Source organism: Aestuariivirga sp. (genome assembly GCF_046294715.1).
Classification (GTDB): Bacteria; Pseudomonadota; Alphaproteobacteria; order Rhizobiales; family Aestuariivirgaceae; genus Aestuariivirga.
In genome coordinates, this window is the sequence record NZ_JBKBKI010000009.1 from 1 (window position 1) to 25,915 (window position 25,915).

The 25,915-nt window shown below is 65.4% G+C and carries 21 protein-coding genes; 11 read left to right on the top strand and 10 right to left on the bottom strand.

Annotated features, from left to right (window positions below; all coding sequences use genetic code 11):
- The 3 genes from ACK4HL_RS08280 to ACK4HL_RS08290 all read left to right on the top strand — a co-directional run.
- On the top strand, nt 1-943 hold a 943-nt coding region (locus ACK4HL_RS08280; protein ID WP_409758500.1), incomplete at its 5' end, for a sulfatase-like hydrolase/transferase.
- An 84-nt stretch (nt 944-1,027) separates the two neighbouring features.
- A complete protein-coding gene (locus ACK4HL_RS08285; protein ID WP_409758503.1) occupies nt 1,028-3,268 on the top strand; it encodes a cytochrome c3 family protein in 2,241 nt (746 codons plus the stop codon).
- Nucleotides 3,269-3,361: 93 nt separating this feature from the next.
- A complete protein-coding gene (locus ACK4HL_RS08290) occupies nt 3,362-5,641 on the top strand; it encodes a PAS domain-containing protein (protein WP_409758506.1) in 2,280 nt (759 codons plus the stop codon).
- On the opposite strand, the gene ACK4HL_RS08295 is transcribed toward ACK4HL_RS08290, so the two are convergent.
- The gene (locus tag ACK4HL_RS08295; RefSeq protein ID WP_409758509.1) at nt 5,611-7,524 is read right to left on the bottom strand and encodes an adenylate/guanylate cyclase domain-containing protein; all 1,914 of its coding nucleotides are present in this window, start codon (nt 7,522-7,524) and stop codon (nt 5,611-5,613) included. The two genes, ACK4HL_RS08290 and ACK4HL_RS08295, sit on opposite strands and share 31 nt — an antisense overlap.
- A 123-nt stretch (nt 7,525-7,647) precedes the next feature.
- On the opposite strand from ACK4HL_RS08295, the gene ACK4HL_RS08300 reads away from it, so the two are divergent.
- Nucleotides 7,648-8,301, top strand: coding sequence for an SOS response-associated peptidase (locus tag ACK4HL_RS08300; RefSeq protein ID WP_409758881.1), 654 nt, complete (start codon nt 7,648-7,650; stop codon nt 8,299-8,301).
- Between the two features lie 23 nt (nt 8,302-8,324).
- Here the strand turns inward: ACK4HL_RS08300 and ACK4HL_RS08305 are convergent, their stop codons facing one another.
- The 4 genes from ACK4HL_RS08305 to ACK4HL_RS08320 form a co-directional block, all read right to left on the bottom strand.
- A complete protein-coding gene (locus ACK4HL_RS08305) occupies nt 8,325-9,620 on the bottom strand; it encodes a DUF892 family protein (protein ID WP_409758512.1) in 1,296 nt (431 codons plus the stop codon).
- 121 nt (nt 9,621-9,741) lie between these two features.
- Nucleotides 9,742-10,878, bottom strand: a complete 1,137-nt coding sequence (gene glf / locus ACK4HL_RS08310) for a UDP-galactopyranose mutase (protein WP_409758515.1) — start codon at nt 10,876-10,878, stop codon at nt 9,742-9,744.
- A 5-nt stretch (nt 10,879-10,883) separates the two neighbouring features.
- The gene (locus tag ACK4HL_RS08315) at nt 10,884-12,062 is read right to left on the bottom strand and encodes a glycosyltransferase family 1 protein (RefSeq protein WP_409758518.1); all 1,179 of its coding nucleotides are present in this window, start codon (nt 12,060-12,062) and stop codon (nt 10,884-10,886) included.
- 334 nt (nt 12,063-12,396) lie between these two features.
- Complete coding sequence (locus ACK4HL_RS08320) at nt 12,397-13,320, bottom strand: hypothetical protein (RefSeq protein ID WP_409758521.1); 924 nt, start codon at nt 13,318-13,320, stop codon at nt 12,397-12,399.
- A gap of 443 nt (nt 13,321-13,763) precedes the next feature.
- Here ACK4HL_RS08320 and ACK4HL_RS08325 point away from each other — a divergent pair, with 443 nt between their 5' ends.
- Nucleotides 13,764-13,943: a hypothetical protein gene (locus ACK4HL_RS08325; RefSeq protein WP_409758524.1), complete on the top strand. Its 180-nt coding sequence runs from the start codon at nt 13,764-13,766 to the stop codon at nt 13,941-13,943.
- 45 nt (nt 13,944-13,988) lie between these two features.
- On the top strand, nt 13,989-15,095 hold the full coding sequence (gene mtnA, locus ACK4HL_RS08330; protein ID WP_409758527.1) for an S-methyl-5-thioribose-1-phosphate isomerase: 1,107 nt from the start codon (nt 13,989-13,991) through the stop codon (nt 15,093-15,095).
- Here mtnA and mtnK read toward each other — a convergent pair.
- Nucleotides 15,089-16,369 carry an S-methyl-5-thioribose kinase gene (gene mtnK / locus ACK4HL_RS08335; RefSeq protein ID WP_409758530.1) on the bottom strand — a complete coding sequence of 427 codons (1,281 nt, stop codon included), beginning with the start codon at nt 16,367-16,369 and terminating at the stop codon, nt 15,089-15,091. The genes mtnA and mtnK overlap by 7 nt on opposite strands.
- 279 nt (nt 16,370-16,648) lie before the next feature.
- On the opposite strand from mtnK, the gene ACK4HL_RS08340 reads away from it, so the two are divergent.
- From ACK4HL_RS08340 to ACK4HL_RS08350, 3 genes are read left to right on the top strand one after another with little or no spacing between them, the layout of a single operon-like run.
- Nucleotides 16,649-17,674 carry a sugar ABC transporter substrate-binding protein gene (locus ACK4HL_RS08340; RefSeq protein ID WP_409758532.1) on the top strand — a complete coding sequence of 342 codons (1,026 nt, stop codon included), beginning with the start codon at nt 16,649-16,651 and terminating at the stop codon, nt 17,672-17,674.
- Between the two features lie 11 nt (nt 17,675-17,685).
- Nucleotides 17,686-19,203 (top strand): sugar ABC transporter ATP-binding protein, encoded by a 1,518-nt coding sequence (locus ACK4HL_RS08345; RefSeq protein WP_409758535.1) that lies wholly within the window; start codon nt 17,686-17,688, stop codon nt 19,201-19,203.
- Nucleotides 19,204-19,228: 25 nt separating this feature from the next.
- On the top strand, nt 19,229-20,299 hold the full coding sequence (locus ACK4HL_RS08350) for an ABC transporter permease (RefSeq protein WP_409758538.1): 1,071 nt from the start codon (nt 19,229-19,231) through the stop codon (nt 20,297-20,299).
- A gap of 66 nt (nt 20,300-20,365) precedes the next feature.
- On the opposite strand, the gene ACK4HL_RS08355 is transcribed toward ACK4HL_RS08350, so the two are convergent.
- Nucleotides 20,366-21,319: an MBL fold metallo-hydrolase gene (locus tag ACK4HL_RS08355; protein ID WP_409758541.1), complete on the bottom strand. Its 954-nt coding sequence runs from the start codon at nt 21,317-21,319 to the stop codon at nt 20,366-20,368.
- Between the two features lie 119 nt (nt 21,320-21,438).
- On the opposite strand from ACK4HL_RS08355, the gene ACK4HL_RS08360 reads away from it, so the two are divergent.
- Both ACK4HL_RS08360 and ACK4HL_RS08365 read left to right on the top strand, forming a co-directional pair.
- Entirely contained in the window at nt 21,439-22,866 is a 1,428-nt protein-coding gene (locus tag ACK4HL_RS08360) for a cryptochrome/photolyase family protein (protein WP_409758544.1), read from the top strand.
- A complete protein-coding gene (locus ACK4HL_RS08365; RefSeq protein ID WP_409758547.1) occupies nt 22,863-23,411 on the top strand; it encodes an NADPH-dependent FMN reductase in 549 nt (182 codons plus the stop codon). The genes ACK4HL_RS08360 and ACK4HL_RS08365 overlap by 4 nt, the downstream gene beginning before the upstream one ends.
- Nucleotides 23,412-23,459: 48 nt before the next feature.
- On the opposite strand, the gene rpe is transcribed toward ACK4HL_RS08365, so the two are convergent.
- The 3 genes from rpe to ACK4HL_RS08380 form a co-directional block, all read right to left on the bottom strand.
- Nucleotides 23,460-24,128, bottom strand: coding sequence for a ribulose-phosphate 3-epimerase (gene rpe / locus ACK4HL_RS08370; protein WP_409758550.1), 669 nt, complete (start codon nt 24,126-24,128; stop codon nt 23,460-23,462).
- A 5-nt stretch (nt 24,129-24,133) separates the two neighbouring features.
- Nucleotides 24,134-25,147, bottom strand: a complete 1,014-nt coding sequence (gap, locus tag ACK4HL_RS08375; RefSeq protein ID WP_409758553.1) for a type I glyceraldehyde-3-phosphate dehydrogenase — start codon at nt 25,145-25,147, stop codon at nt 24,134-24,136.
- 88 nt (nt 25,148-25,235) lie between these two features.
- Entirely contained in the window at nt 25,236-25,883 is a 648-nt protein-coding gene (locus ACK4HL_RS08380) for a TetR family transcriptional regulator C-terminal domain-containing protein (protein ID WP_409758557.1), read from the bottom strand.
- Between the last annotated feature and the right edge of the window lie 32 nt (nt 25,884-25,915).

Genomic DNA, 25,915 nt, shown 5'->3' on the forward strand with positions numbered 1-25,915 from the left:
CCGCAAGCGCATGGAGACGATCGACGAGGAGGTGACGGCGGCTGCGCTGCGCTTCATCGACGAGGCCCACAAGGCGGGCAAGCCCTTTTTCGTGTGGTGGAACTCCACCCGCATGCACGTGTTCACGCACCTGAAGCCCGAGTCCGCCGGCAAGACCGGGCTCGGCATCTATGCCGACGGCATGGTGGAGCATGACGGACAGGTGGGCCAGCTCCTCGCCAAGGTGAAGGAGCTCGGCATCGAGGACAACACCATCGTCATGTACTCGACCGACAACGGCGCAGAAACCTTCACCTGGCCCGACGGCGGCACCACCATGTTCCGCGGCGAGAAAAACACCAATTGGGAGGGCGGCTACCGCGTGCCCGCCATCATCAAGTGGCCCGGCGTGATCAAGCCCGGCACGGTGATCAACGACATTGCCGCGCATGAGGACATGATGACGACGCTCGTCTCCGCCGCCGGGAACCCCACGGCGAAGGACGAGCTCCTCAAGGGCAGGAAGATTGGCGCCAGGGATTACAAGGTCCATCTCGACGGCTACGATCTCGGGCCCGCGCTGAAGGGCCAGGGCCAGTGGCCGCGCAAGGAGTTCATCTACTGGACGGACGACGGCCAGGTGGCGGCACTCCGCTACGGGAACTGGAAGATCACCTTCCTGGAGCAGAAGGGCGAAGGCCTGCGCGTGTGGCAGGAGCCCTTCACGGTGCTGCGCGCGCCCATCCTGACGAACCTGCGCATGGATCCCTTCGAGCGTGCCGAGCACGAGAACGCGATGGGCTACCAGCGCTGGTTCATGGAGCGCATGTTCCTCATCGCCCCGGCCGGCGCCTATGTCGCGACGTGGCTGCAGAGCTTCAAGGAGTTTCCGCCCCGCCAGAAGCCAGGCAGCTTCAACCTGGAGCGCGTCATGGAGGCCGTCACCAGCGCGCAGCATAATTGAGCTGAAAGCACCCGTGGCACCGGAGCGCCTTGACAGTGCGCTCCGGTGCCTTTTTGCTTCTGAGGAGTGGACGGGAGAAGAACAATGGCGGGCCGCAGGTTGGAGCGTCTGGTGGCCGCGGCCTTTTTCGCCCTCATGGCGGCGGGTCCGGCGCGCGGCGCTGCCGAAGCCTCTTTTTCAGGCTCCAAGGTCTGCGCCGAATGCCACGCGGCGGAGGCGGCGGAGTGGGCGGAGTCCGACCATGCCTGGGCGCTGAAGGCGCCAGGCGCTAACAGCGTGCTCGGCGATTTCGGGGGCGCAACCTTCACCCACAAGGGCATCACCTCGCGTTTCTTCACGCGCGGCGGCGGGTATTTCGTCGAAACCGAGGGCGTGACGGGGAGACTGGAGACCTTCGAGATCCGCTACACGGTGGGCCATCGCCCATTGCAGCAATATCTCGTCGAAACAAGCAACGGGCGACTTCAGGTGCTCGACCTCGCCTGGGACGTCAAAGGCGGCAAGTGGTTTCACCTCTACCCCGATCAGGATGCCCCCCCGGGCGACGGCATGCACTGGACCGGCACCTACAAGAACTGGCAGGCGCGCTGCGCCGAATGCCACCAGACCGGATTCGACAAGGGCTATGACCTGGCCAAGCGCGCCTATCAGAGCCATTGGGCGGAACTGACGGCAGGTTGCGAATCATGCCATGGGCCGGGTAGCGCGCATGTGGATGCGGCCCGGCGGCCCGATTCGGGCAATCCGCACCAGAGTTTCCTGCCGAAGCTCGGGCGCGGACAGCAGGAAAACGAGATCAATGCCTGCGGGCCCTGCCACGCGCGGCGCGAGGCCTTTGCGCAGGCGGCCCCGCCGGCGGGTTCGGCCTTCCATGACCATTACGCGCTCTCGCTGCTGACACCCGATCTCTATTTCGGCGACGGGCAGCAGAATGCCGAAGTATTCATCCTCGGCTCCTTCCTGCAGTCGAAGATGAAGGCCAGGGGTGTGACCTGCTCCGACTGCCACGCCCCGCATTCGGGAAAGCTCGTGGCCGAGGGAAACGCCGTGTGCACGCAATGCCATGGCGAGGCCGGGCGGCCGGAGTTTCCGAGCCTGCGCAAGGCCGATTACGACCAGCCGGCACATCACCGCCACAGGCCGGGGAGCGAGGCGGCGCAATGCGTGAGCTGCCACATGCCTGAGCGCAGCTACATGCTGATCGACCCGCGGCGGGACCATTTCTTCCGCATGCCCGATCCAATCCAGGCGGAGGCCGCGGGTGCGCCCGACGCCTGCACCACCTGCCACGAAGGCAAGACCCCCGCCTGGGCGGCGGAGCGGATCGCCGAATGGTTTCCCGCCGGCGACCGCTCCTGGCAGGACCGCAGCGCCATCATCGCCTTCCAGCGCGGCGAGGGGCCGGAGAAGGCCGTGCAGGACCTCGTCGGCTTCATCCGCGACACGGAGAAGCCGGGCATCGCGCGGGCCACGGCGGTTTCGATCCTCGCCGGCCATCCGGCGCTCGGCAGGGAACAGGCCGAGGCGCTGCTCCAGGACGACGACGCACTGCTCCGCGCCGCCACGGCGGCGGCGATCCGGCATCTTCCGCCAGAGGAGAGAATCGCGCTGCTCCGGCCGCTGCTCTCCGATGCGCGGCGCAGCGTGCGGCAGACGGCGGCCACCGAACTCGCCGGAGCGGGTGTCGCGGTGCTTCCGGCGCCCGATGACGAGGCCTATCGCGCCGCCATGCGCGAATTCCTGAACGCCAAGTTGGCCAACGCCGACACGCCCGAGAGCCACATGGCGATCGGCGGCTTCGCGCTGACCCGCCGCCAGTGGGACGAGGCGGAGAAGGCCTTCGGCACGGCAGCCGAGATCGACCCGCAGATGGCCGAGGCCTGGCTGATGCTGGCGCGGATCGGGGAGGCACGTGGTGAGCCGCAGAAGGCGGAGGCCGCACTGGCCGCGGGCACAACGGCATTGCCGCGCAGTGCCGACCTCGCCATCGCGCGCGCTGAATTCGAGGCCCGGCGCGGCGCCACCGCCCGGGCGATCGACTGGTACCGGCGTGCGCTCGGCATCGATCAGGGCCGCGCCGAGGCATGGTTCGGCCTGGGGCTCGCCGGCCTCTCCGCCGGCAATACAGGGCTGGCGCTCGACGCCGCCAGGCGCGCCGGAAAGCTCCGCCCGGAAGACCCTATGCCGCTCGTGCTCGAGGCCATGGCGCTCGACGCCGAGGGGCGGGCAGGAGAGGCGCGAAAGACAGCGGAGCGAGTGCGTGCCCTGGCGCCCGGGCTGCAACTTCCGGCCGAGCTGGAGGCGCTGCTTCGGACGCAGCCGTAAGATATCTCCTGCGGCAAGGAACCGGCGCTCACGCCACGCGTTGCAGGTCAAGCGGGAGAGTGCCCGCGGCTCACTCCTGCTCGAACGGTCTTCATGCCCTACCAGAGTTTCCTCCAGAACGGAGGCGAAACCGCAGCCCTGATCCGTTCGCGAGACTGGTCCGGCACACCCCTTGGATCACTGCAACGCTGGCCGCAAAGCCTGCGCACCACGCTCTCCATCCTGCTCCATTCAACCGTTCCCATGGTGCTGCTCTGGGGCGAGGAAGGCGTGATGCTCTACAACGACGCCTACTCCGTCTTTGCCGGGGGTCGGCACCCCAAGCTTCTCGGTTCAAAGGTGCGGGAGGGCTGGCCGGAGGTCGCAGACTTCAACGACCACGTGATGAAGACCGGACTCGCCGGTCAGACCCTGGTGTTCCGCGACCAGGAGCTCACCCTCTACCGTTCGGAGCGGCCCGAGCAGGTGTGGATGAACCTCGACTATTCGCCCGTCTATGACGAGAGCGGCAGGCCCGCCGGTGTGCTGGCGCTCGTGGTGGAGACCACAGACCGTGTGCTGGCGGAACGCAAGCTCGCCAGCGAGCACAGGCGGCTGCGCGAGATGGTGGAGCAGGCGCCGGGCATCGTCGCCATGTTCGAGGGCCCCGAACACCGGTACGTGCTCGCCAATGCCGCCCATCGCAAGCTGATCGGCCGCGAGGACGTGGTCGGCCGAACGGCGCGCCAGGCCCATCCCGAACTCGAGGGCCAGGGCTTCTTCGAGCTGATGGACCGCGTGTACGAGACGGGCGAGGCCTATCACGGCAAGGGTGTTCCGGTGCGGCTGGCGCGGCCGGGTGATGAGCTGCAGGAACGGCTCCTCAATTTCATCTACCAGCCGATCCGCAACGAGCAGGGCGCAGTGACGGGAATATTCGTCGAGGGCTTCGACGTCACCGAGGAGCGCCGCGAGATGGAGCGGCGCACCAAGGCGGAGGCCGTGCTCCGCGAGCGCGAGCGTGAGCTCCAGGAGGTGGCAGACGCCATTCCGGCCCTCGTCTCCTACATGAACAGGGATCTCCGCTACCAGTTCGTCAACAAGCTTTACGAAGAGTGGTTCGGGCGGCGCCGGGAGGATATCCAAGGCAAGCAAGTGCGCGAGATCGTGGGCGAGAAGGCCTTCGCGCGGGCACTGCCCTTCTTCGAGCGCGCATTGAAAGGCGAACGGATCACCACCGAGCTCGACATGCCCTACCCCGAAGGCGCGCGGCACATCCGCGTCGACTACGTGCCCCGCCTGAACGAAGCGAGGGACGTGATCGGGGTATACGCACTGGTCGAGGACATCACGACGGCGAAGCGTGCCGAGCTCGCACTCCGAGCCAGCGAGGCGCGGCTGCGCGAAAGCGAGGAGCGGCTGCGCCTCGCCAGCGAGGCGGCAGGCCTCGGAGCACATGAATATGACATTGCCTCCGGCACCGTCACCTGGTCTTCCGGACTGCAGCGCCTCGCCGGCCGGGCATTGACGACGCTGACCATGGCCCAGGCCCAGCTTTCCACCCACCCCGCCGACCGGGCGCGGATCGCTGGCGAGATGGCGGAGGTGATGACGCGCGTCGGGCCCTATGAGCTCGAGTTCCGCCTGCAGCGGCCGGACGGGGAGACGATCTGGGTGCTCGACCGCGGCGAGGCTTTCGGCCCCATCGACCCCGCCAACGGCCGCGTCGCCCGCATCATGGGCAATCTCATCGACATTACCGAGCGCAAGCGGGCGGAGGAGCGTATCCGCATGCTGATGCGCGAAGTGAACCATCGCTCCAAGAATCTGCTGGCAGTGGTGCAGGTGGTTGCCAAGCAGACGGCGGGACGGGGCGATCTCGAGACATTCGCCAGCCGCTTCACCGAACGGCTGCAAGGGCTGGCGGCGAGCCATGACCTTCTCGTCCACAACAGCTGGCAGGGGGTGTCGTTCCCGGCACTGGTGCGCTCGCAGCTGGCGCATCTGAGCGACCTCATCGGAAGGCGTATATTGACGACGGGGCCGGACATCTGGGTAAAGCCGTCGGCGGCCCAGGCGCTGGGCATGGCGCTGCACGAGCTTGCCACCAACGCATCGAAGTATGGCGCGCTTTCTTCCGAGGGTGGCAAGGTGGAGATCGCATGGAAGATCGTGCCCTCGGCAGAGGGCGAGCGCTTCCACCTCATCTGGCGCGAAGGCGGCGGCCCTGCCCCGCGGCGCCCGGTGCGCCAGGGTTTCGGTTCGATCCTGCTCAAGACCATGACGGAGATGACCTTCGGCGGCTCCGTCACCAACGACTTTCTTCCCGAGGGTCTGAGCTGGTCGCTCACGGCGCCGGTTGATCAGGTGAGCTGGGAGCCCGAGCTCGCCTGAGATTCTCCGCCCGCCGCGGAACGCCGCACGTCCTTCCAGCGCGGGTCGGCGTGAAGGCCGTCGAAATCGGAATCGCTGAGGATCCAGTCCTTCATCTCGGCATTGCTGAGCGGCAGAAGCCGCTCGAGAAGGGCGAAGGCATCGTCTTTCTGGCCGCTGACGCTGTAGTAGCAGGCGATGTTGTACAGCGTCAGATAGTCCTCCGGCGCGATGGCGAGCGCCGTACTCGCCCATTCCGCAGCGCGTTCGAGCTGTCCGAGCTTGGCCAGCGCAGTGGCGATGAAATAGGCGGGACGCGGATTCTCCGGCATGCGCGCGAAGGCGCGCTCGGCGCGTTCGACCCCCTTGAGCGCTGCGCGCTCGGCATCGGCGCTGCGGCCGAGCGAAGTATAGACCTGGTTGAGGAGAATCAGCGCCTGGTAGTCCTCGGGCTTGATCTCGGCGGCGCGCTCCCAGTGCAGGGCAGTCTCCTCGAGCTTTCCCTGGGCATAGCAGTAGCGGCCATAGAAGTAGTTGACCTCGAAGAGGACTCCACCCTTGGCGAGCGCCTCGGCGAATTCCGCCTCAGCCTCGGCGTGGCGATGCGCGATCGAAAGCGCCAGGCCGCGCGAGGCGCGCGCCTCGACAAGGCCAGGTTCGAGCGCCAGCGCCTTTCCGCTGTTCGCCAGGACGTCTTCCGAGAGCTCCTCGCTGTAATCCATGTAGAGGAAGGCGTCGCAGTCGGCGAGGCCTGCATAGGCGCGGGCATAGCGGGGATCGAGCTCGATTGCCTTGGCGAACATGCGCTTGGCCATCAGGTAATAGGTCCTGGCGCCGCGGTGGAAATAGTCGCGGCCGCGCAGGAAATAGGTGTAGGCCTCGACATTGGTGGTGGGCGGCTGCTCGATGGCCTTGCGCTCGCGCGGCAGGAGGCGGACCTTGAGCTGTTCGACGATCGACTTGGTGATCTCGTCCTGGAGAGCGAAGATGTCGGTGAGGTCGCGGTCGTAGCGGTCGGCCCAGACCTGGCCGCCGCTGGCCCCCTCGGTGAGCTGTGCGCTGATCCTGACCTTTGATCCCGCCTTGCGCACGCTGCCGTGTAGCAGATAGGCAACGCCGAGATCGCCGGCGATCTCCTCCATGTTGGCGGGCTTGCCCTTGTGCTTGAAGACGGCGTTGCGGCTCAGGACGAAGAGTTCAGAGACGTTGGAGAGATCGGTGATCAGGTCCTCGGTGATGCCGTCGGAGAAGTATTCCTGCTGCGGATCGCCGCTCATGTTGGTGAAGGGCAGGACCGCCAGCGAGGCCCGTTCACTGCCGCGGTGCGCCACAGCCCGGCTGCCGGCGGCCGCACGGGTGGCGGACGGCGCCGGTTCGCTCTGCCATGCGATCTCGAAGACGTGGAGCGGGCGGACGATGTTGCGCAGCGCCTTCTCCCCCATGTCGGTGAAGGCAATGTCGAGCTTGCTGCCGATCTGAAAGCGGATGCCCGCCGAGCAGACGATGCCGCCCGGCGCGGCAAGGGCCACCATGCGGGAGGCCAGGTTCACGTCGTCGCCGTAGAAGTCGTCGCCCTGGACCATGACGTCGCCGAGATTGATCCCAATGCGAAAGAGCACATGGCGGTCCGGCGGGCCGTCGTTGCGCAGTGCCATGGCGCGCTGGATCTCGATCGCGCATTCTGCCGCCTCGAGCGCGCTGTGGAACTCGGCAAGGAAGCCCCCGCCCATGGTCTTGAAAACGCGACCATCATGCCGGACGACGGCCGGCGCAACGACCTCCTGCCGCCCGCGACGGACAGCCTCGAGCGTTGCTTCCTCGTTGGCCTCCATGAGGCGGCCGAAGCCAACCACCTCCGCCGCCATGATTGCAGCGAGCCGCCGTTTCACGCGCTCCCCGCGCATTCCGATCTTCTCCGGGCAGAATCCGGTTCAACTATGAGATTCCACGGGGCAAAATGCAATGTGTCGCCGATGGCGGGCAGCAGCCCGGGCAGACACCCGGTAAAGGAGCGAGGCTCGACGCGGATGTGCAATCTCTACAGCCTCACCAAGGGACAGGCGGCGATCCTCGCCATGACCCGCGCCATGACGGACCGCACCGGCAACATGCCGCCGCTTCCCGGCATCTTCCCGGACTACCAGGCGCCCATCGTGCGGAACGGGGCCGAGGGGCGCGAACTCGCCTATGCGCGCTGGGGCATGCCGTCACCCCCCTTCGCGCTCGAGGGCCGCAAGACCGACCCCGGGGTCACCAACGTGCGCAACCTGGGTTCACCCCACTGGCGACGCTGGCTCGGCCCCGGCTCGCGCTGCCTCGTGCCCTTCACCAGCTTCGCGGAGCCCGCGACGCTTCCAGACGGCACCAAGGAGACCGTGTGGTTTGCGCTTGGGGAAGACCGGCCGCTCGCCTTCTTCGCCGGGATCTGGACGCGGTGGACATCGGTGCGGAAGCTCAAGGAGGGCGAGACCACCAATGACCTCTTCGCCTTCCTGACCACCGCCGCGAACGAGGAGGTGGGCGCCATCCACCCCAAGGCAATGCCGGTGATCCTCACCGAGCCCGCGGAGTTCGAAACCTGGCTGACGGCACCCACACCGGCCGCCCTCAAGCTGCAGAGGCCGCTGCCCGACGGCTCTCTCAAAATAGTGGCGCGCGGCGGGGCGAGGCAGGACGGCTGAGCCGCCCTGCCCCAATCCAGCCGCTACATGATGGCTGCGGGGCGGCCGAGGACAGAGGTGAGCGGCCTCTGGATCTGGTCGAGCAGCAGGTCGGTGTTCTGCTCTTCGGCGAGCGACATCTGCAGAAGGCGGCTCACCTCCGGCAGGCGGAGCTGGTTCGCCAGATTGCGCGCCGTGGTGTAGCCCGCGATCTCGTAATGCTCGACCTTGTGGGCGGCGGCGATGAGGTTGAGGTCCGCCGCATAGGGCTCACGCTTCTTGTTCTCGGCGATCACCTCCTCGCCCTCCTCGATCAGGCCCATCATGCCCCTGCACGGCTTCGGCCTTGCCGCGCTCTCGCCCAGGAGTTCGAGAATTTCGGTGAGGCGCTGGGCCTGGACCTCGGTCTCGGCGAGATGAAGGTCGAAGGCGTCCCGGAGCTGCTCGGCGTGTGCCGCCTTCGACATCTTCGGAAGGGCCTTGATGAGCTGCTTCTCGGCGTGGAGCAGGTCGCGCAGATGCTCGACGAGGGATTCGTGGATCTGGTCCGGCTCGGCGGGAATCGAGCTTTCCAGCACCGGCTCGGCCGAGGCTTGCTGTTCGCGGCCATGGCCGTTGCCGCCGGCCCCGTTCGCGAAAGGGGCCGCGGGAGACTGGACGAATTCCCACTCGCCGCCTTCGTTCCAGGGCCCGCGCGTGTCGATCTCGCCCATGTCGCCGGTGCCCGTCGAGTCGTTGTAGAACTGGTTGACGACGCCGGCGCTCGGCGCGATGCGGCCGATCGAGAAGGGCGGCTTCTCCATGCTCTCGAGCGCCGCGGCAAAGGCTTTCATGTGTGTGATCTCGCGCGTCATCAGGAACTGCAGCGCATCCTTGGTGCCGGCGTCGTCGCAGAAGTCGATGAGGCGCTCATAGACGATCTTTGCGCGGGCCTCGGCGGCGATGTTGCTGCGCAGGTCGACGTCGAGCTCGCCGGTGATCTTGAGATAGTCGGCCGTCCATGGGCTGCCCATGGAGTTGTAGAGATTGACGCCGCCGCCGCCGGCAATGGCGATGAGCGGATCGGCCTCGGCGGCCTCGCGGTTGTTCTTCATGTGGGCGAGGTGCAGGCGGGCGAGCGTTCCCACCACCTCGAGATGGCTCAGCTCCTCGGTGCCGATGTCCATCAGCAGATCCTTCCGTGCGGCATCGTCGCAGTTGAGGCCCTGCACCGAGTACTGCATGGCGGCGGCAAGCTCGCCGTTGGCGCCGCCGAACTGTTCGAGCAGCATGTTGCCGAAGCGCGGGTCGGGGGCATCGACTCGGACCGTGTACATGAGCTTCTTGACGTGATGGTACATGTGGGCTCTCCTCACTCCAGACGATGATGGGGGCTGCGTTCCATCCAATCGGCGGCAGGCTCTGCGGGTTCCTGCGACAAGGGAGGAATCGGAGGAGCGGGAAAGAAAAAGGCTGCGGAGCTTACTCCGCAGCCACCTTGGCTCTCTCCCCGGCCGCCGCAGAGGGCAGCGTGTCCTGGATGCGGCGGAAGGTCGCCAGCGCCTGACCCACCACCTGGTCCATGTTGTAGTAACGGTAGGTCGCCAGCCGGCCGACGAACCACACGTCGCTCCGTGCCGCGGCAAGCGCCTCGTAGCGCTTGTAGAGCGCTTCGTTCTCGGCGCGCGGGACGGGATAGTAGGGGTCGCCGACGTCGGTGGGATACTCGTAGGAAATCGACGTCTTCGGCGCCTTCTGCCCGGTGAGGTGCTTGTATTCGGTGATGCGGGTGAAGTCTTCCGTCTGCGGATAGTTGACGACGGCGACCGGCTGGAACTGCTCCTGGTCGAGCGTGCGGTGCTCGAAACGGAGCGATCGATACGGAAGCTTGCCGTATTGCCAGTCGAAGAACTCGTCGACGGGTCCAGTGAAGATCAGGCGGTTGTAGCGGATCTGGTCGCGAATCTCGCGGTAATCCGTCTGCAGCATGATCTTGATCTTGGGGTGCTTCAGCATCCGCTCGAACATGCGGGTGTAGCCATGGAGCGGCATGGCCTGGAAGCTGTCGGTAAAGTAGCGGTCGTCCCTGTTGGTGCGGGTGGGGATGCGGGAGGTCACCGACTTGTTGAGCTCTGACGGATCCATGCCCCACTGCTTCCGGGTATAGCCCCGAAAGAACTTCTCGTAGAGCTCGCGCCCCACCGTGCTCACCACAACGTCCTCCGACGTCCTGATCTCATCGACCTTCTCGCGGCGCTCGGCGAAGAAACGCTCGAGCTCGTCCGAGGAGAGATCAAGGCCGTACAGCCGGTTGATGGTGTCGAGATTGATGGGGATCGGCAGCAGCTTCCCGTCGACGCGGGCCAGCACGCGGTGCTCGTAAGGCCGCCAGTCGGTGAACTGCGAAAGGTAGTCGACGATCTGCTGGCCATTCGTGTGGAAGATGTGGGGTCCGTAGCGGTGAACCAGGACTCCCGCATCGTCATGGCAGTCATAGGCGTTGCCGCCCACATGGTTGCGCCGGTCGATCAGGAGGACGGACTCGCCCCGCTGCGAGGCGATCCGCTCCGCCAGCACGCTTCCGGCAAAGCCCGCACCGACAATCAGCCAATCGAACATGTGGCTCAGGCTCCCACGCGGAACACGGCGCCGGCACGCGGCCTGGACACCCGGGCGATGTGGCCCGCCATGGCGTTCCATGTCTGGTCCCAGGACATGGTCGCGAGGTAGGCGTCGACGGAATTCCTCAGGAGATCCTTGGGGTTGCCAAGCGCCTCGCGTATCTTTTCTTCGACATCGTCCTCGTCGGCGATCTGCACAAGGCCGTGCGCACCATAGCTGCGCACCACGTCGACGATGGCCGTCGAGACGACGGGAAGGCCCGCCGCCAGAAATTCGGGAGTCTTGGTGGGACTGATGTAGCGCGTCGCCTCGTTCAGCGCGAAGGGCATCCAGCCCATGTCCCAGTTCGCCATGTATGCCGGAAGATCGGCATAGGACTTGCCGCCGAGCCAGTGGATGTTCGGCAGCCGCGGCAGATCGGCAGGATCGATCTTGACCACCGGGCCCAGCATGATGAAGTGGACGTCCGGCATCTTCGCCGCCGCCTGCTCGAGAAGCTTCACATCGAGGCGTTCGTCGATGACGCCGGCGAAGCCCACCCGCGGGTGCGGGATCGCCGCCTGGTCCGCCGGATCCTTAAGGGGCTTCCGCGCCTTGTGGAAATGGGCGACGTCGATGCTGCTGGGGAATGGATGGATGGACTTGTGGAGACGGCGCTTGGCCTCATAGATGCTCTGCCCGCCGGTGAAAACGACATCGGCACGCTGCATGAGCAGGCGCTCCATCTGCACGAGCTCACGCGGAGCGTTGCGGAAGGCGGAAAGTTCGTCCATGCAGTCATACACACAGACGTCGCAATCGACATGGTCGGTGAAGGGCAGCGCCATCGGCGTATAGTACCAGAGCACCAGGTGGTCATACTGGACGGAGGCGAGCGCACGGTCGACGAGCATGCGCTGCATGTCGATGGCAGAAGCGGCCGGAGTTCCATCGGGCAACACCGGGGTCAACACACGGATGTTTGCCGAAGGCTCGGTGGCGCGCATGAAGGGCTTGGAAACAGCCTCGAAGACCGGCTCCTCGAAGTAGAGGACCTTCCGATTGCGGGAGGCGCGGGTGAGGAGATGCTGGGGGCGCTGGAAGACGAAGTTCCACCTGAGGTGGGAAAGGCAGAGGAGGAGCGAAGATTCCGGGAGCGTGCCGGTCGTCTTCGTAAGTGCCGTCGGTGTCTGAAGCGCCATGTTTGTCCTGTTCCTTTTTCAACCAGCCTAGGTATTTCGTCCTGCCTGCCACCCCGGAGAGCCGCATGCAGCCCATCTTCCTCCGGCGGCCATCGGTCATCCGCCCTTGGGCGGAGCCGCACCTGCCATGCGAAATCTGCCGATGGCCTCACCGGTTTCGGTCTGTGGCCTGGAGCAGGACTAGTGTGGAAGCTTTGGGGGTCCGCTGGGACAGAACGTGCGGCCGCGGGTTTGGTTCCCCGTCAAGTCAGGCCTGAGTTAAGTATGGAAGAGGACAGAGGGAAGCGGCCGCGGCATGTGTTCTCACGCCGCCGCCGGACGGGGCTCAGGAGAATCAGGCGCTGCGCGAGAGCTTCGGCTGCGCGAGATTGAACTTGGCAATGCCGAAGCGCCAGCGGTGATCGGTGGCCACACGGCGGCTCTGGTAGAAAAGGGTGAGCTCGGTGCCGTCCACCATCACTGTCGAATGGCCGTTCTCACCGGGCTCGCCGGGGTCCAGCACGGGACCAAGTGATTCGTATGGACCCTCGACATCGTCGGCGATTGCGAAGAAAACGCGCTGGCGGCTGCCCCTTGCGCCTTCGGGGAGAAAGCACGTGGCGTTGAGGAGGATGCGGCCATCGGGAAGCTCCACGAGCTGGGCGCCTTCGAGACCCCACTCGTAATCGGGATGCTCACGCGGGTTGTGATGGGGAAGATCGTTATGGTCGAGGATCTTTCCCAGTCGTTTCCACGGGCCGAACCAGGAGTCGGACATGCTGCGCGCAAGGTATATGTCGGGCTGGGGCACGCGCGAGAAGGGCGGCATGCCGGAATAGACGATGTAGCGGCGGCCACCGATGAGCGCGGGATGGGGGTCGTAGATGCCGTCCTCTCCAGTGCCGGGGAGCGAGAGCAGTGCGGGCTGGAGCACAACCCAGTTGAAGCCGTCATTCGAGACTGCGTGTTCGCAGCGCCCCCCGGACTTCATGAACTCGGTCTGCACGAACATGTGGAAGACGCCCGCATCGAAGATGACGCCCGGAGCGGCGATTCCCGAACCCTTCACCGGCAGGCGGATCGGTTGATGCTCCGTCCACGGACCATAGAGGTCGGGTGCGGTGGCGTGAAGGATGTTCCAGGTTTCGCTGCGCACCGTGCCGCTCGAACCGAAGACATGCCACAGCTCGCCGTCGAAGACGGGGCACGGGTCCTTCAGATCCTCGGTGAGGGTGGGATGAAAGAGCGGAAAGATGTTCTCACTGAACGTGATGGCCATGTTCTTGAATCCGGGCGCCGGCGCGTTGCTTGGACCGGCCGGTCGCAGTCATTTCTAGTCTCGGGCGGCGCAAGTGCGGCGCCGCCGCATTCTTCACTGTACTGAGTATCTCCAGCGCCGCCTGAACGGGCGCTTAACGCAGATCACTGTCCACTTGTGGACTTCCGGCGGAACGGGAGAGACCTTCCGGCCTCTGCCGCATTCCGCCGGCGCTCAAGTCGCCAGAGTCGCCCGCGAAGTCAAGACGCTTCGAGCAAGCGCCCCAACAATTTCCTTCCACGTCCCCCGTTGGGCGGCCAGGGAGAAACCCTCTTAGCGGGTCGCTCCTGATTTGCATATGGGACGAAGGCATGATCGCACTCACGCGTAAGTTACACTCTGGCGGGCACCGGAACCGCACTGTTCCACACGGCATTTCCCGATCCTTCATATGGAGAACCCCAATGCCGAAGCCAAGCGACATCGAGGAGACCGCCAGCCGCGCCAATGACCACAAGGAAAAAGCCAGCCCTCCCGACAACCGCGGCGGCAACGTGACGGACGGGAAGTTCGAGGACGTGCCCCAGGGCGGCAAGCGCCGCGGTCCCGGACGGTGGGTCGACCCGAAGTCATCCGGCGATTGATTGTGCGCTCAGCATCCTCCACATTCCGCACCGAGGAGGATCTCCATGAACGTGAACGGACGGCATTACCGCACCATCTGGCTCGCTGACGACGGCTGGTCGGTCGACATCATCGACCAGACGAAATTCCCGCATGTGTTCGAAACGGCTCGGCTGGGAACGCCGGAGGAAGCGGCTGCCGCCATTCGCGACATGCTGGTGCGCGGCGCGCCGCTGATCGGGGTGACCGCCGCTTACGGCGTGGCGCTGGCCATGAAGCAGGACGCTTCCGACGCAGCTTTGGCGGGGGCTTACGAGCTGCTGGTGAAGACACGGCCCACGGCCATCAACCTCCGGTGGGCTCTCGACGAGATGATGCGCGTGCTGAAGCCGCTTTCCGAGGGGGAGCGGGCGGCGGCGGCCTATCGGCGCGCCGCGGAGATCGCCGAGGAGGACGTCGCCATCAACCAGGCGATAGGCCGCAACGGGTTCGAGATCATCAGGAGCATCGCGGCGCGCAAGCCGCCTGGCGAGCGGGTCAACATCCTCACCCACTGCAACGCGGGCTGGCTCGCGACGGTGGACTGGGGAACGGCCACCGCCCCCATCTATACGGCGCATGACTCGGGTGTTGGGGTTCACGTCTGGGTGGATGAGACGCGGCCGCGGAACCAGGGCGCTTCGCTCACCGCGTGGGAGCTCCTCCACCACGGCGTTCCGCACACCGTGATTCCCGACAATACCGGCGGCCATCTGATGCAGCATGGCCTGGTCGACATCGCCATCGTCGGCACGGACCGCACCACCGCCCAGGGTGACGTGTGCAACAAGATCGGAACCTATCTCAAGGCGTTGGCCGCGCATGACAATGGCGTGCCATTCTATGTGGCGCTCCCCTCCCCCACCATCGACTTCCGGGTGGTGGACGGCATCAGGGAGATCCCGATCGAGCAGCGGGGCGGGCATGAAGTCTCCCACATGACCGGGCGCACGGCAGACGGACGGATCGAGACAGTGGAAATCACGCCAAGAGGTTCGAAAGTCGCCAACTACGCTTTCGACGTGACGCCTGCACGCTACGTGACGGGGCTCATCACCGAACGGGGCGTGATCGCCGCGAACCGCGACGCGATCGGCGAGGCTTTCCCCGAGCGGCTGGCCGAGGCTCAGTAGCGGATCACGTCGCGGCGCACGCGACGGGCGCGCTCTGCGAGGGCGGAGACCGAGGGATAGTCGCCGGGCTTCACCATCATGTCGCGGGCGAGGATGAGAGCCCGCGCCTCGCAGACTGCGCGGCGGTCCTTGTCCCCGATCCATTCGAGATCGATGTTGTGGGCCAATCCAAGGATGCGGCGGATCATCTTCGCGGCGGCGAATCCCACCGTATCAGCCCAGAGACGATCCATGTAGGACTGTCGCTCCGTTTCGAGGCGGCCTTCTCCTTCCGCCCCCTGAAAGAGGGATGCGGGATAGGCATCGCCCGCCGGGTTCTCCCGCCACAGGGCCAGGAACTTCTCGCGGAATGAGGTCCAGATCGCCTCCAGCGTAGCGAGGACCCACTCGCCATAGGCGTCGCGCTCGCCGGGGCTCGTGGCGTGGCCGTCCTGCGAGAAGTAATTGAGCAGGAAATTGGCGACGATTGCGCCGGTGTCGAAGCCCATCGGGCCCATGAAGGCGAATTCCGGGTCGATGACGCGGGTGTCCTCCGGCGTCAGCATGATGGAGCCGGTGTGGAGATCGCCGTGCAGCATGGCTTCCGCCGAGGAGAGGAACTTGAGCTTCAGCCGCGAGACGGCAACCTTGAGATCGCCGTCCTCGCGCCAGCGCGCCGCGTAAGGGTCGAGCTGGGGCGAGGTCCAGCGGTTGAGATCCGCCACGCGGTAGGGATCGGTGAAGATCAGATCCTCGGTGATCTTGCACAGCGCGGTGTTGCCGGCGAAGGCGGCGATCATCGCCTTTTTCCTCCCGGCCGGGAGTGCGAGGTCCGAGGTGAAGTAGAGAGTCCTCGACATGAAGGTGGAGATGTCCTCGGCGAATCGGGGATAGAGCGTCGCCGCGATCATGCCGCGCCGCATGATGACGTGCGGCTCGAGCAGCTCCATCACGATCAGCGCGAGGGTCTCGTCGTAGTGGAAGATCTCGGGCACCAGCCGTCCGGTGAGCCGAGCCTGCTCGGAGAGCGCCATGTGCTCGTAGTGCGCGCGCGAGAGCGGCAGAGGCCAGCTCTCGCCGACGAGGCGCACATAGGGGAGCGCCTGCTTGACGGCGACCCCGCCCGCATCGCCTCTCACGATGAAGACGAGATTGAGGTTGCCGTCCCCGACTTCGGCGATGCGCCAGCGGGAAGGGTCGCCACCGAGAATATTGCGCACGCGTTCGATGCCTGAAAGATAGGCAGAGAGCGTCTCGGGCGACTGGGGCGCGTAGCCCTCACGTGTTTCGATCATTGCCGTCATGTCATGCAGTCTGGATGTGGATGCCGCCCTAAGAGCACTGAACACGAGAGAAATGCAAGATCATGCGCCGCTAGTGCAAGAGCTTTCGCAACCGCAACAAGGTTGATGCTGTGCAACAATTCCAATTGTCGGACAATAGCTCTGGACAAAGTTCCGGCGGTGTTGGATGGTTCGCGTGATCGGCGTTCCTCAAGAAGTTTCGGCCGAAGAACTCGGCACGCAATCGTTCCGGACGCTCGAGATGACATGAGCTTGGAGGAGGACCACAGCATGCTCAACGATCTCATCAAGGAAGCAGCAACACGCCGCGACGTGTTCAAGAAGCTCGGCGCCACGGCGCTCGGTGCGGCCCTGCTCGCCGACGCCGGTTTCGACCCGGCCATGGCGCAGGCGCTGGCCCCCGCGGGCAAGCCGATGAAGGCGGCCTTCTCCAACGCCGGACTGCAGGCCACCTGGTGTGCCCAGGGCAAGCAGGCGGCGGAAGCCTGGGGCAAGCTGATGAACGTCGAAATCACCTGGTTCGACGGCGAACTCTCGGCCACCAAGCAGCGCGCCGCGATCGACAACATGGCCTCGCAGAAGTGGGATTTCGTCGCGATCCAGACCTTCGGCATCGGCACGCTCACCGACCCGATCAAGAAGATGATCGACGCCGGAACGCCCGTCATCGCCATGGACACGATGGTGGCGCCTCCCGGCACGGTGCCGCTCCATACCTTCATCGCGCCCGACAACATCATGATGGGCTCGGTCGTGACCTCGGCGCTCGTCGCCGCCATGGGCGGGGCGGGCAACATGGTGATGACGCAGGGCGCGCTCGGCCACTCCGGTGCGCAGGGCCGCGCCAAGGGCTTCCACCAGGTCGTCGACGGCAATGGCAACATCAAGCTCCTGGACGAGCAGCCGGCCGACTGGGACGTGACCAAGGTCGCGCGCATCTGGGACTCGCTGCTCACGCAATATCCTGACATCAAGGGCGCCTTCTTCCACAACGACGACATGGCGCTCGCGGCTCACAACGTCATGAAGGCCAAGAACCGCACCGACATCCTGATCGCCGGTGTCGACGCCATGCCGCCCGCGGTGAACGCGGTTCTCGACGGCGTGATGGTGGCGACCGTCCGCAATCCCTCCTGCCGCATCCATGGCTGGTCGGTGGCGGCCGGTGTGGCGGCGGTGCAGGGCGGCGAACAGGCCGGCAAGGACATTCCGGACTTCATCCTCGCCGACGGCCCGGTCATCACCAAGGAAACCGCGGCAGGTCATCTCTGGCTGCAGAAGAACTTCCTGATCTGATTCCAGACGTGATGGAAGATCACACGCAAAATGCGAGCGGGGGCGAAACGCCCCTGCTCGAGCTTCACAACGTCTCGAAGCATTTCGGCGGCGTCATGGCGCTGAAAAACGTGGACTTCACGCTGAAGGCCGGCGAAATCCATGGCCTCGTCGGCGAAAACGGGGCCGGCAAGTCCACCACCATGAAGATCATCGCCGGCGTCCACACCGACTACGATGGCGTCATGAAGATTCATGGCCGCGAGGTGCGGCTGCGCTCGGCGCGCGACGCGCTCGCCAATTCCATCGGCATGGTGCACCAGGAACTCTCGATCGTGCCGGACCTGACGGTGGCGGAAAACGTCTTCCTGGGCAACCAGCCGCTGACCCCTGTCGGCACCGTGGACTGGGGGCGGATGAACCGCGAGGCGAAGAAGCTGATCGCCAGCCTGGGTCTTGAGATCGACCCCACCACGACCATGGGCTCGCTCCCCGTCGGGCTGCAGCAGCTCGTCGAACTCTCGCGTGTCCTCTTCTCCGGAGCGCAGATCATCATTCTGGACGAGCCGACCTCCGCGCTGTCGCCGCCCGAGGTGAAACAGCTCTTCGAGGTGCTGAGGAGGCTTCGCGCCGAGGGGCGCTCCATCGTCTTCATCTCGCATTTCCTCGACGACGTGCTGGCGATCTCCGACCGGGTGACGGTGTTCCGCAACGGCCACAAGGTGATCACCGAGAACACGGGGAACCTCACGAAGGACCTCGTCATCTCCCATATGATCGGCCGTGGCTCCAAGGACATGCACATGGGCGAGGAGGCGGAGCTCAAGGGCGACGACTCGAAGCCCGTCGTGCTTTCAGTGGAAGGGGTCAGCGACGGCAGGAACCTTCGCGATTTCTCGATCGAGCTCCGCGCCGGCGAGATCACCGGCGTCTACGGCTTCATGGGTTCGGGCCAGATCGAGCTGGCGCGCGCGCTGTTCGGCAAGGTGCCGCTGCGGCGCGGCTCTCTCAAGCTCGCCGGCAGGCCGGTGCGCTTCAGATCCACCGCAGCGGCGCGCGCCGCCGGCATCGCATTCGTGCCGGAGAACCGGCGCATGATGCTGTTCCGCCAGGAACCGGTCTACAAGAACGTGTCAATCTCCATTCTCGAGCGTATCCACCGGCTGCTGGTCAAGCCGCGCGAGGAGAAGAAGATCACCGAGGCCCACATCAAGGACCTGCAGATCAGGCCTCCGCGCACGGCCATTCCGCTGGGCTCGCTTTCAGGCGGCAACCAGCAGAAGGTGGCTCTCGCCAAGTGGCTCACCCACCTGCCGCGCGTGCTCATCCTGTCCGAGCCCACACGCGGCATGGACGTGGGCGCCAAGGAAGACGTGATCCGCATCGTGAAATCGCTGCGCGACAGGGGTGTCGCCATCCTCGTGCTCTCGACCGAGCCCGAGACGATCCTGACGCTGGCGGACCGCGTGACGGTCATCAAGAAGGGTACGGTGGCCCGCGAGTTCTCGAAGGGCCACATCGAAAAGGCCGACCTGCTGTCGGCAGCCTGACAATGCGAAGGGAGACGGACTTACCATGACGACGGCAGAGACAGTGGCGCCCAAGGGCTTCAGCGTGAAGCGCTTCCTGGCCGAGCAGCTGAGGAACATCGCGCCCGTGTTCACGCTGATCGCGCTCGTCGTCTTCTTCAGCTTCGCATCGAGCTCATTCCTGACGCTCGACAATGCGCTGAACATCATCCGCCAGCTCTCGATCACCGGCATCATCGCGGTGGGGCTCACCTATGTGATCCTCACCGCCGAGATCGACCTCTCCGTTGCGGCGGTAGCGAACGCGGTGGGGATCACGGTGGCCTATTTCACCATCCAGCCGGACTACGTGAACATCGCCAACGTGCCGGTGCAGGGCTGGATCGCCATCGTGCTGGCGCTGGCTTCCGCCTTCGCTTTCGGCCTCGTCACCGCTGGCGGCATGACGATCATCGGCATTCCCTCCTTCATCATGACGCTGGCCATGATGCAGATCGCCAACGGCGTCTCGGCGCTTCTGGTGCGCGGCCAGATCGCCTACCAGTACCCCGATCTCATCACCACGCTTGGCTCCGGCACCGCCTTCACCATTCCCCTCGGGGTGGACGCGGCGGGCAAGGCCATGTTCATCCCCATCGGCTGGACGATCATCGTCTGCCTGGTCTTCCTGCTCGTCGGGCACCTCGTGCTCAAGTACACGCGCTATGGCCGCTACGTGTACATGGTGGGCGGCAACCGCGAGGCGGCGGAGTATTCGGGGGTCAACGTCAAGTTCATCATCGGCTCGGTGATGGTGATCTGCGCGGTGTGCTCGGGCATCGCGGGCATGCTGGGCGTTGCCTACTTCGGCTCGGCCCAGCAGAACCAGTTCGACACCTTCCTGCTCGACGCCATTGCGGCGGTCGTGGTGGGCGGCACCTCCCTGTTCGGCGGGCGCGGCGGCATCGGCAACACCATCATCGGACTTCTCGTGCTGGGTGTCGTCAACAACGGGCTCGACCACATCCAGATCGACTCCTTCCTCAAGATCCTGATTCGCGGCCTCATCCTGCTCGCGGCACTGATCATCAACGTCTATGCCCAGGTCCTGAAGGAAAAGCAGGCTGACCTCGATTGAGAGAGCGGGGCACAGGAAGAGCGCGGGCGCCTCACGGCACCCGCGCTTCCATCACGTCACGGCGGATCAGGCCAGCAGCTGGTAGGAGGCGGGCACGAAGCGGTAGCCGTCCGCTCCCGCCCTCTCGACGAAGCCCACCGCCGGGAAGGGCATGTGGTAGCTGGTGAAGGGGATACGGTCAGCGGCCAGCATGTCGAGGATCCTCCGGCGGGTCTCGGCTGCCTTGGCCTTGTCGGCATCGAACTTCACCTCCCAGTCCGGGCGCTGGAGCGAGAGCACATAGTGGTTGCAGAAATCCGCGCCGAGCAGCAGCCGCTTGCCGCCGCTCTCGAGGTGGAAGGCCATGTGGCCCGGCGTATGGCCAGGCGCCGCCATGGCGCGAATGCCGGCCACGACTTCTGAATCGTCAGCAAGGAAGCTCATCTTCTCCTTCAGCGGCGAAACATTGGCAGCCACCAATCTTGCCGGCCCCTCCGTGGGACCCGACAGGCGCTCGGGTGCCGACCAGAACTGGTACTCAGTCTCGCCGATCACGTAGCGGGCCCTGGGGAAGCTGGGCTTTCCATCCCTCATCAAGCCGCCGATGTGATCAGGATGGCAGTGGGTGATGACGACGATATCGACCTGGTCTGCGGGCGTGCCCGCCGCGGCGAGCTGCTCGACGAGCTTTCCGCCGTTGGCAGCACCCAACCCGGTGTCGAATAGGATGCGCTCCTTGCCGGTGCTGACGAGGAGCGGCGTGAACATGTTCATCATCCAGTCGGCGGGCAGGAAGTTCTGCTGGAGCAGGGCCGCCACGTCGGCAGGGGTCTGGTTGGTGCCGAAGATCGTTTCCGGCTTCTCCATCCGCCGGGCGAAATCGAGGATGGCGGTGACCTCGAAATCGCCGAGCCTGTAGCGGTATGTGGTGGCGGGCTGGATCGCCTCGCTCGCCTCCTGAGCGCGGGCCGGTTGCCTCAGCGCTGCGGCGGCGCCCAGAACGAGTGCTCCGGCCATCACGCCGCGTCGGGTGGACTGCATGGTGCTCTCCTCTCGCATGATCGACTGACAACATACGTATGAGTACTGATTTTCCAGCCGCTCCTCACGGAGCTGTGAACAGGGTTGATCCGGATCCGCAATCGCGCGTAGCGAAGTGCATGGTTTCTCCCTCGCTCATGTGGTTCAGGCAGGATCTTCGTCTCGCCGACAACGCCGCACTCACTGCCGCCGCGGCGGCGGGACCGGTGATTTCGCTGTTCATCCTCGACGACGAGACGCCGGGCGAATGGCGCTTCGGCAGTGCATCGCGCTGGTGGCTGCACAGGAGCCTCGAAGCCTTAGGCACCAGGCTGCCGCTCGTGCTGCGGCGTGGCAGGCCGGAGCACGTGATCGGGGACGTCCTGGCTCTAACCGGGGCTTCCTCCGTTCACTTCACGCGAGACTATGCGCCATGGTCGGGCCCACTGGAGCGCCGGGTGAAGGACGCCTGCGAGGGAGCGGGCGCGGCCTGCCACCGCTATGCTGGCTTCCTTCTGCATGAGCCGGAGGCAATCAGGAATGGTGCGGGGGACCCCTACCGCGTCTATACGCCGTTTTCCAAGGCATGTTTCGCGGCGGGCGAGGCCCGGCCGCAGAAACCCGTGCCGGAGTTTGCCGCGTGGCAGGGCAAGATCCGCAGCGAGAGGCTCGAAGACTGGGGCCTCTTGCCGGTGGAGCCCGACTGGGCCGCCGGTTTCCGTGACCACTGGACGCCCGGCGAGGCTGGAGCGGAGGCGCGCCTCGAAGCGTTCATCGCGCAGGGCCTGGCCCTATATGCCGACGAGCGCGACAGGCCGGACCGGGAAGCGACCTCCCGCCTCTCCCCTCATCTCCATTTCGGCGAGGTGAGCCCGGCGCAGTGCTGGCACGCGGTGCGAAGGGCGCAGTTCGCCGATCCAGCCAGGCTGGACCGGGGGGCGGAGAAATTCCTCAAGGAACTTCTGTGGCGGGAATTTTCGTACCATTTGCTGCATCACTGGCCCAGCATTCCGGAGAAGCCGTTCCGGCCGGAATTCGCGGATTTCCCCTGGAGCGGGAATCCCGGGGCGCTGAGAGCCTGGCAGCGTGGGCAAACAGGGTACCCGATCGTCGATGCCGGGATGCGGGAGCTTTGGGCCACCGGCATCATGCACAACCGGGTGCGGATGATCGCGGCTTCCTTCCTCATCAAGGACCTGCTCATTCCCTGGCAGGAAGGCGAGCGCTGGTTCTGGGACACGCTGGTCGATGCCGACCTTGCCAGCAATGCTGCGAGCTGGCAGTGGGTGGCGGGCTCAGGCGCCGATGCAGCCCCGTATTTCCGCATCTTCAACCCCGTCCTGCAGGGCGAGAAATTCGATCCTCGCGGCGACTACGTGCGCCGCTGGGTGCCCGAGCTTTCACGGCTGCCGGACCCCTTCATCCACCGCCCGTGGGAGGCGCCGCAGCCGGTGCTCGCGGAGGCGGGCGTTGAACTCGGGCAGAACTACCCTCATCCTATCGTCGACCATGGCCAGGCGCGGGACAGGGCGCTCGCGGCCTTTCAGGAGATCAAGGGATCAGCATGACCAAGCTTCTCGCCATCAGCGGCTCGCTGCGCAGGGCCTCGACCAACACCGGGCTTCTCCGAGCTTTGCGCGACATGGCGCCGGCACATGCCAGCCTGGAGATCGCGACGCTGCACGGCATTCCGCTGTTCAACGAGGATGACGAGCAGGCGACCGGCAAACCGGAGGCCGTGAAGGCGCTCGACCAGAAGATCCGCGCGGCGGAGGGTATCGTGATCGCCTGTCCGGAGTATAACTTCTCCGTTCCCGGTGTGCTGAAGAACGCCACGGACTGGCTCTCGCGCGGCGGATCGCCGTTTCGCTGGAAGCGCGTGGGCATCGTCGGCGCGGGCGGCGGGCAGTTCGTGGGCACGGCGCGCTCGCAGTATCACTTCCGCCAGAACCTGCAGGCGTTGCAGGCGATCACCATGCCGCGGCCGGAGGTGTTCGTGAACCACAACGAGCAGAAGTTCGACGCGGAAGGCAACCTTACGGACGAGGAAACGAAGCGATATCTCGGCAAATGGCTGGAATCGTTCCTCGAGTGGGTGGAGAAGCGGCCCTAGGCGTGCCGAAAGGAAGCCCGATCCCGACCATCGCCGGGTGGGAATATATCAGGCGGCGATGCTCGTTGCCGCCGTGCGGATGGCGTGAATTTCCGCGGCGTATTCCCTGGCCCTGAAGATCGCCGAGCCGGCGACCAGCACGTTGGCGCCGGCGCGCACCACGTCTGCCGCATTGGCCCGGGTGATGCCGCCGTCGACCTCAATGTCGATGGCGCGGCCCCGTACCATCTCGCGGATCTCCGCGATCTTCTCGATCATCGCGGGCATGAAGGACTGGCCGCCGAAGCCGGGGTTCACCGTCATTACCAGGATGAGGTCCAGCCGGTCCAGCACGTGCTTCAGCACGGAAGCAGGAGTTGCCGGATTGAGCGACACCCCCGCCTTCTTGCCGAGCGTGCGGATCTGCTGCAGCGAACGGTCGAGATGCGAGGTCGCCTCGGCATGGACGGTGATGATGTCAGCACCCGCCCTGGCGAAGGCCTCGAGGTAGCGGTCGACGGGGGAGATCATCAGGTGAACGTCGAAGGGTTTCCGCGTCAGCGGGCGGATCGCCTCGATCACCGGCAGGCCGAAAGAAATGTTGGGCACGAAGTGCCCATCCATCACGTCGATGTGGATCCAGTCCGCCCCCGCCTCGTCCACGGCGCGGACGTCGTCGCCGAGCCGCGCGAAATCGGCCGCGAGGATCGAGGGCGAGACGAGGAGCGGCCTGGTCATGGAGGTCAGCCGATCAGCTTGCCGAACAGCACGGCGGTATCGCCCATGCGGTTCGAGAAGCCCCATTCATTGTCATACCAGGAGAGGATCTGCACGAAGGTGTCGTCCATCACCTTGGTTTGGTCGAGGTGGAAGACCGAGGAGTGCGGATCGTGATTGAAGTCGATCGACACGTTGGGTTTCGCGGTGACGCCGAGGATTCCCTTGAGCGGGCCGTTGGCGGCCTTGATGATCGCCTCGTTGATCTCTTCCTTCGTGGTCTTGCGCCGGGCGATGAACTTGAGGTCGACCACCGAGACGTTGGGGGTCGGAACCCGAATGGAGATGCCGTCCAGCTTGCCCTTGAGCTCCGGCAGCACAAGCCCCACGGCCTTGGCCGCGCCCGTGGAGGTGGGGATCATGGAGAGTGCCGCGGCGCGGGCGCGGTAGAGATCCTTGTGCATCTGGTCGAGCGAGGGCTGGTCGTTGGTGTAGGAGTGGATCGTCGTCATCATGCCCTTCTCGATGCCGACGGCCTCGTTCAGCACCTTCGCCACCGGGGCGAGGCAGTTCGTGGTGCAGGAGGCGTTCGAGATCACCATGTGATCCTTGGACAGCTTGTCGTGGTTGACGCCATAGACGAGCGTGAAATCGGCTCCATCCGAGGGCGCCGAGACGATGACGCGCTTGGCGCCGGCGCTGAGGTGGGCAGCCGCCTTGTCACGCGCGGTGAAGATGCCGGTGCACTCCATGGCGATGTCGACGCCCAGATCCTTCCAGGGGAGCTGGCTCGGATCCTTGATGGCCGTCACCTTGAACTGGTCGGAGCCGATCGAGATCGAGTCTCCCTTCACGGAAACCTCGCGGGGGAAACGTCCATGGACGGAATCGAACTGCAGGAGATGGGCGTTGGTCTCCACGGGCCCGAGATCGTTGACGGCCACGATGTCGATGTCCTGACGGCCCGATTCATAGATGGCGCGGACGATGTTGCGGCCGATGCGGCCGAAACCGTTGATGGCGACACGGACTTTCGTCATGGCAGATCTCCGGATTGAGGGTCGATTGAATTCCGCCGCACTTATAGAGATTTTGCTGCGGCGCGAAAGGGGGTACCGGCCGGCCGGCTCAGCCAGGCTGCTTGTAGTGAGACGGGAAGAAGGCGGCGAGAGCGGCTTCGACCGAGCGCTGGGCCTCGGCCGCGGAAATGCGGCCCTTGTGGCCCGCGCCGTCGGCTGCAAGGCCGAGCCACAGCCCGTCACACAGGGAATCGAGCGTGCGCATGACGAGCGCCGGGTCGAGCCCGTAGGAGCCCTCCTCGTTGAGTGCCCGGCACAGGACCTCCGTCGTGTCGCGGCGCTCGGCATCGAGGCCGGAGCAGATCTGGTCGTAGACGGGCCGTCCCTGGGTTTCGCCCCAGAAGGCGATCCAGGCAGCGAGCTTTTCCGGGGTAAAGACGCGGGAGTCGAAATCGGCGAGGAGCAGTGCCCGCAGCCGCCCCGCGGCCCCCGGTCCTGCCTTGCGCATCTCGTCTTCCCAGTGGCGGCGATATTCGGCCGCGAGGAAGCTCAGCACATCGGCGAGAAGGGCATCCTTGCTGCTGAAATGGAAGATGACGATTCCCGGCGATAGGCCTGCCTCTTTCGCCACATCCGCCACCGTGAGGGCGGCATAGCCCTTGCGGGCAAGGATGGCGATCGTCGAATCGATCAATTGTTGGCGGCGGACGGGGCGCGCCGCCTTGCGCAGCGTTGGCGCCTCCTCACGACCCTGCATCTGCCCGGCTGTTTTCATGCAATGCAACATAG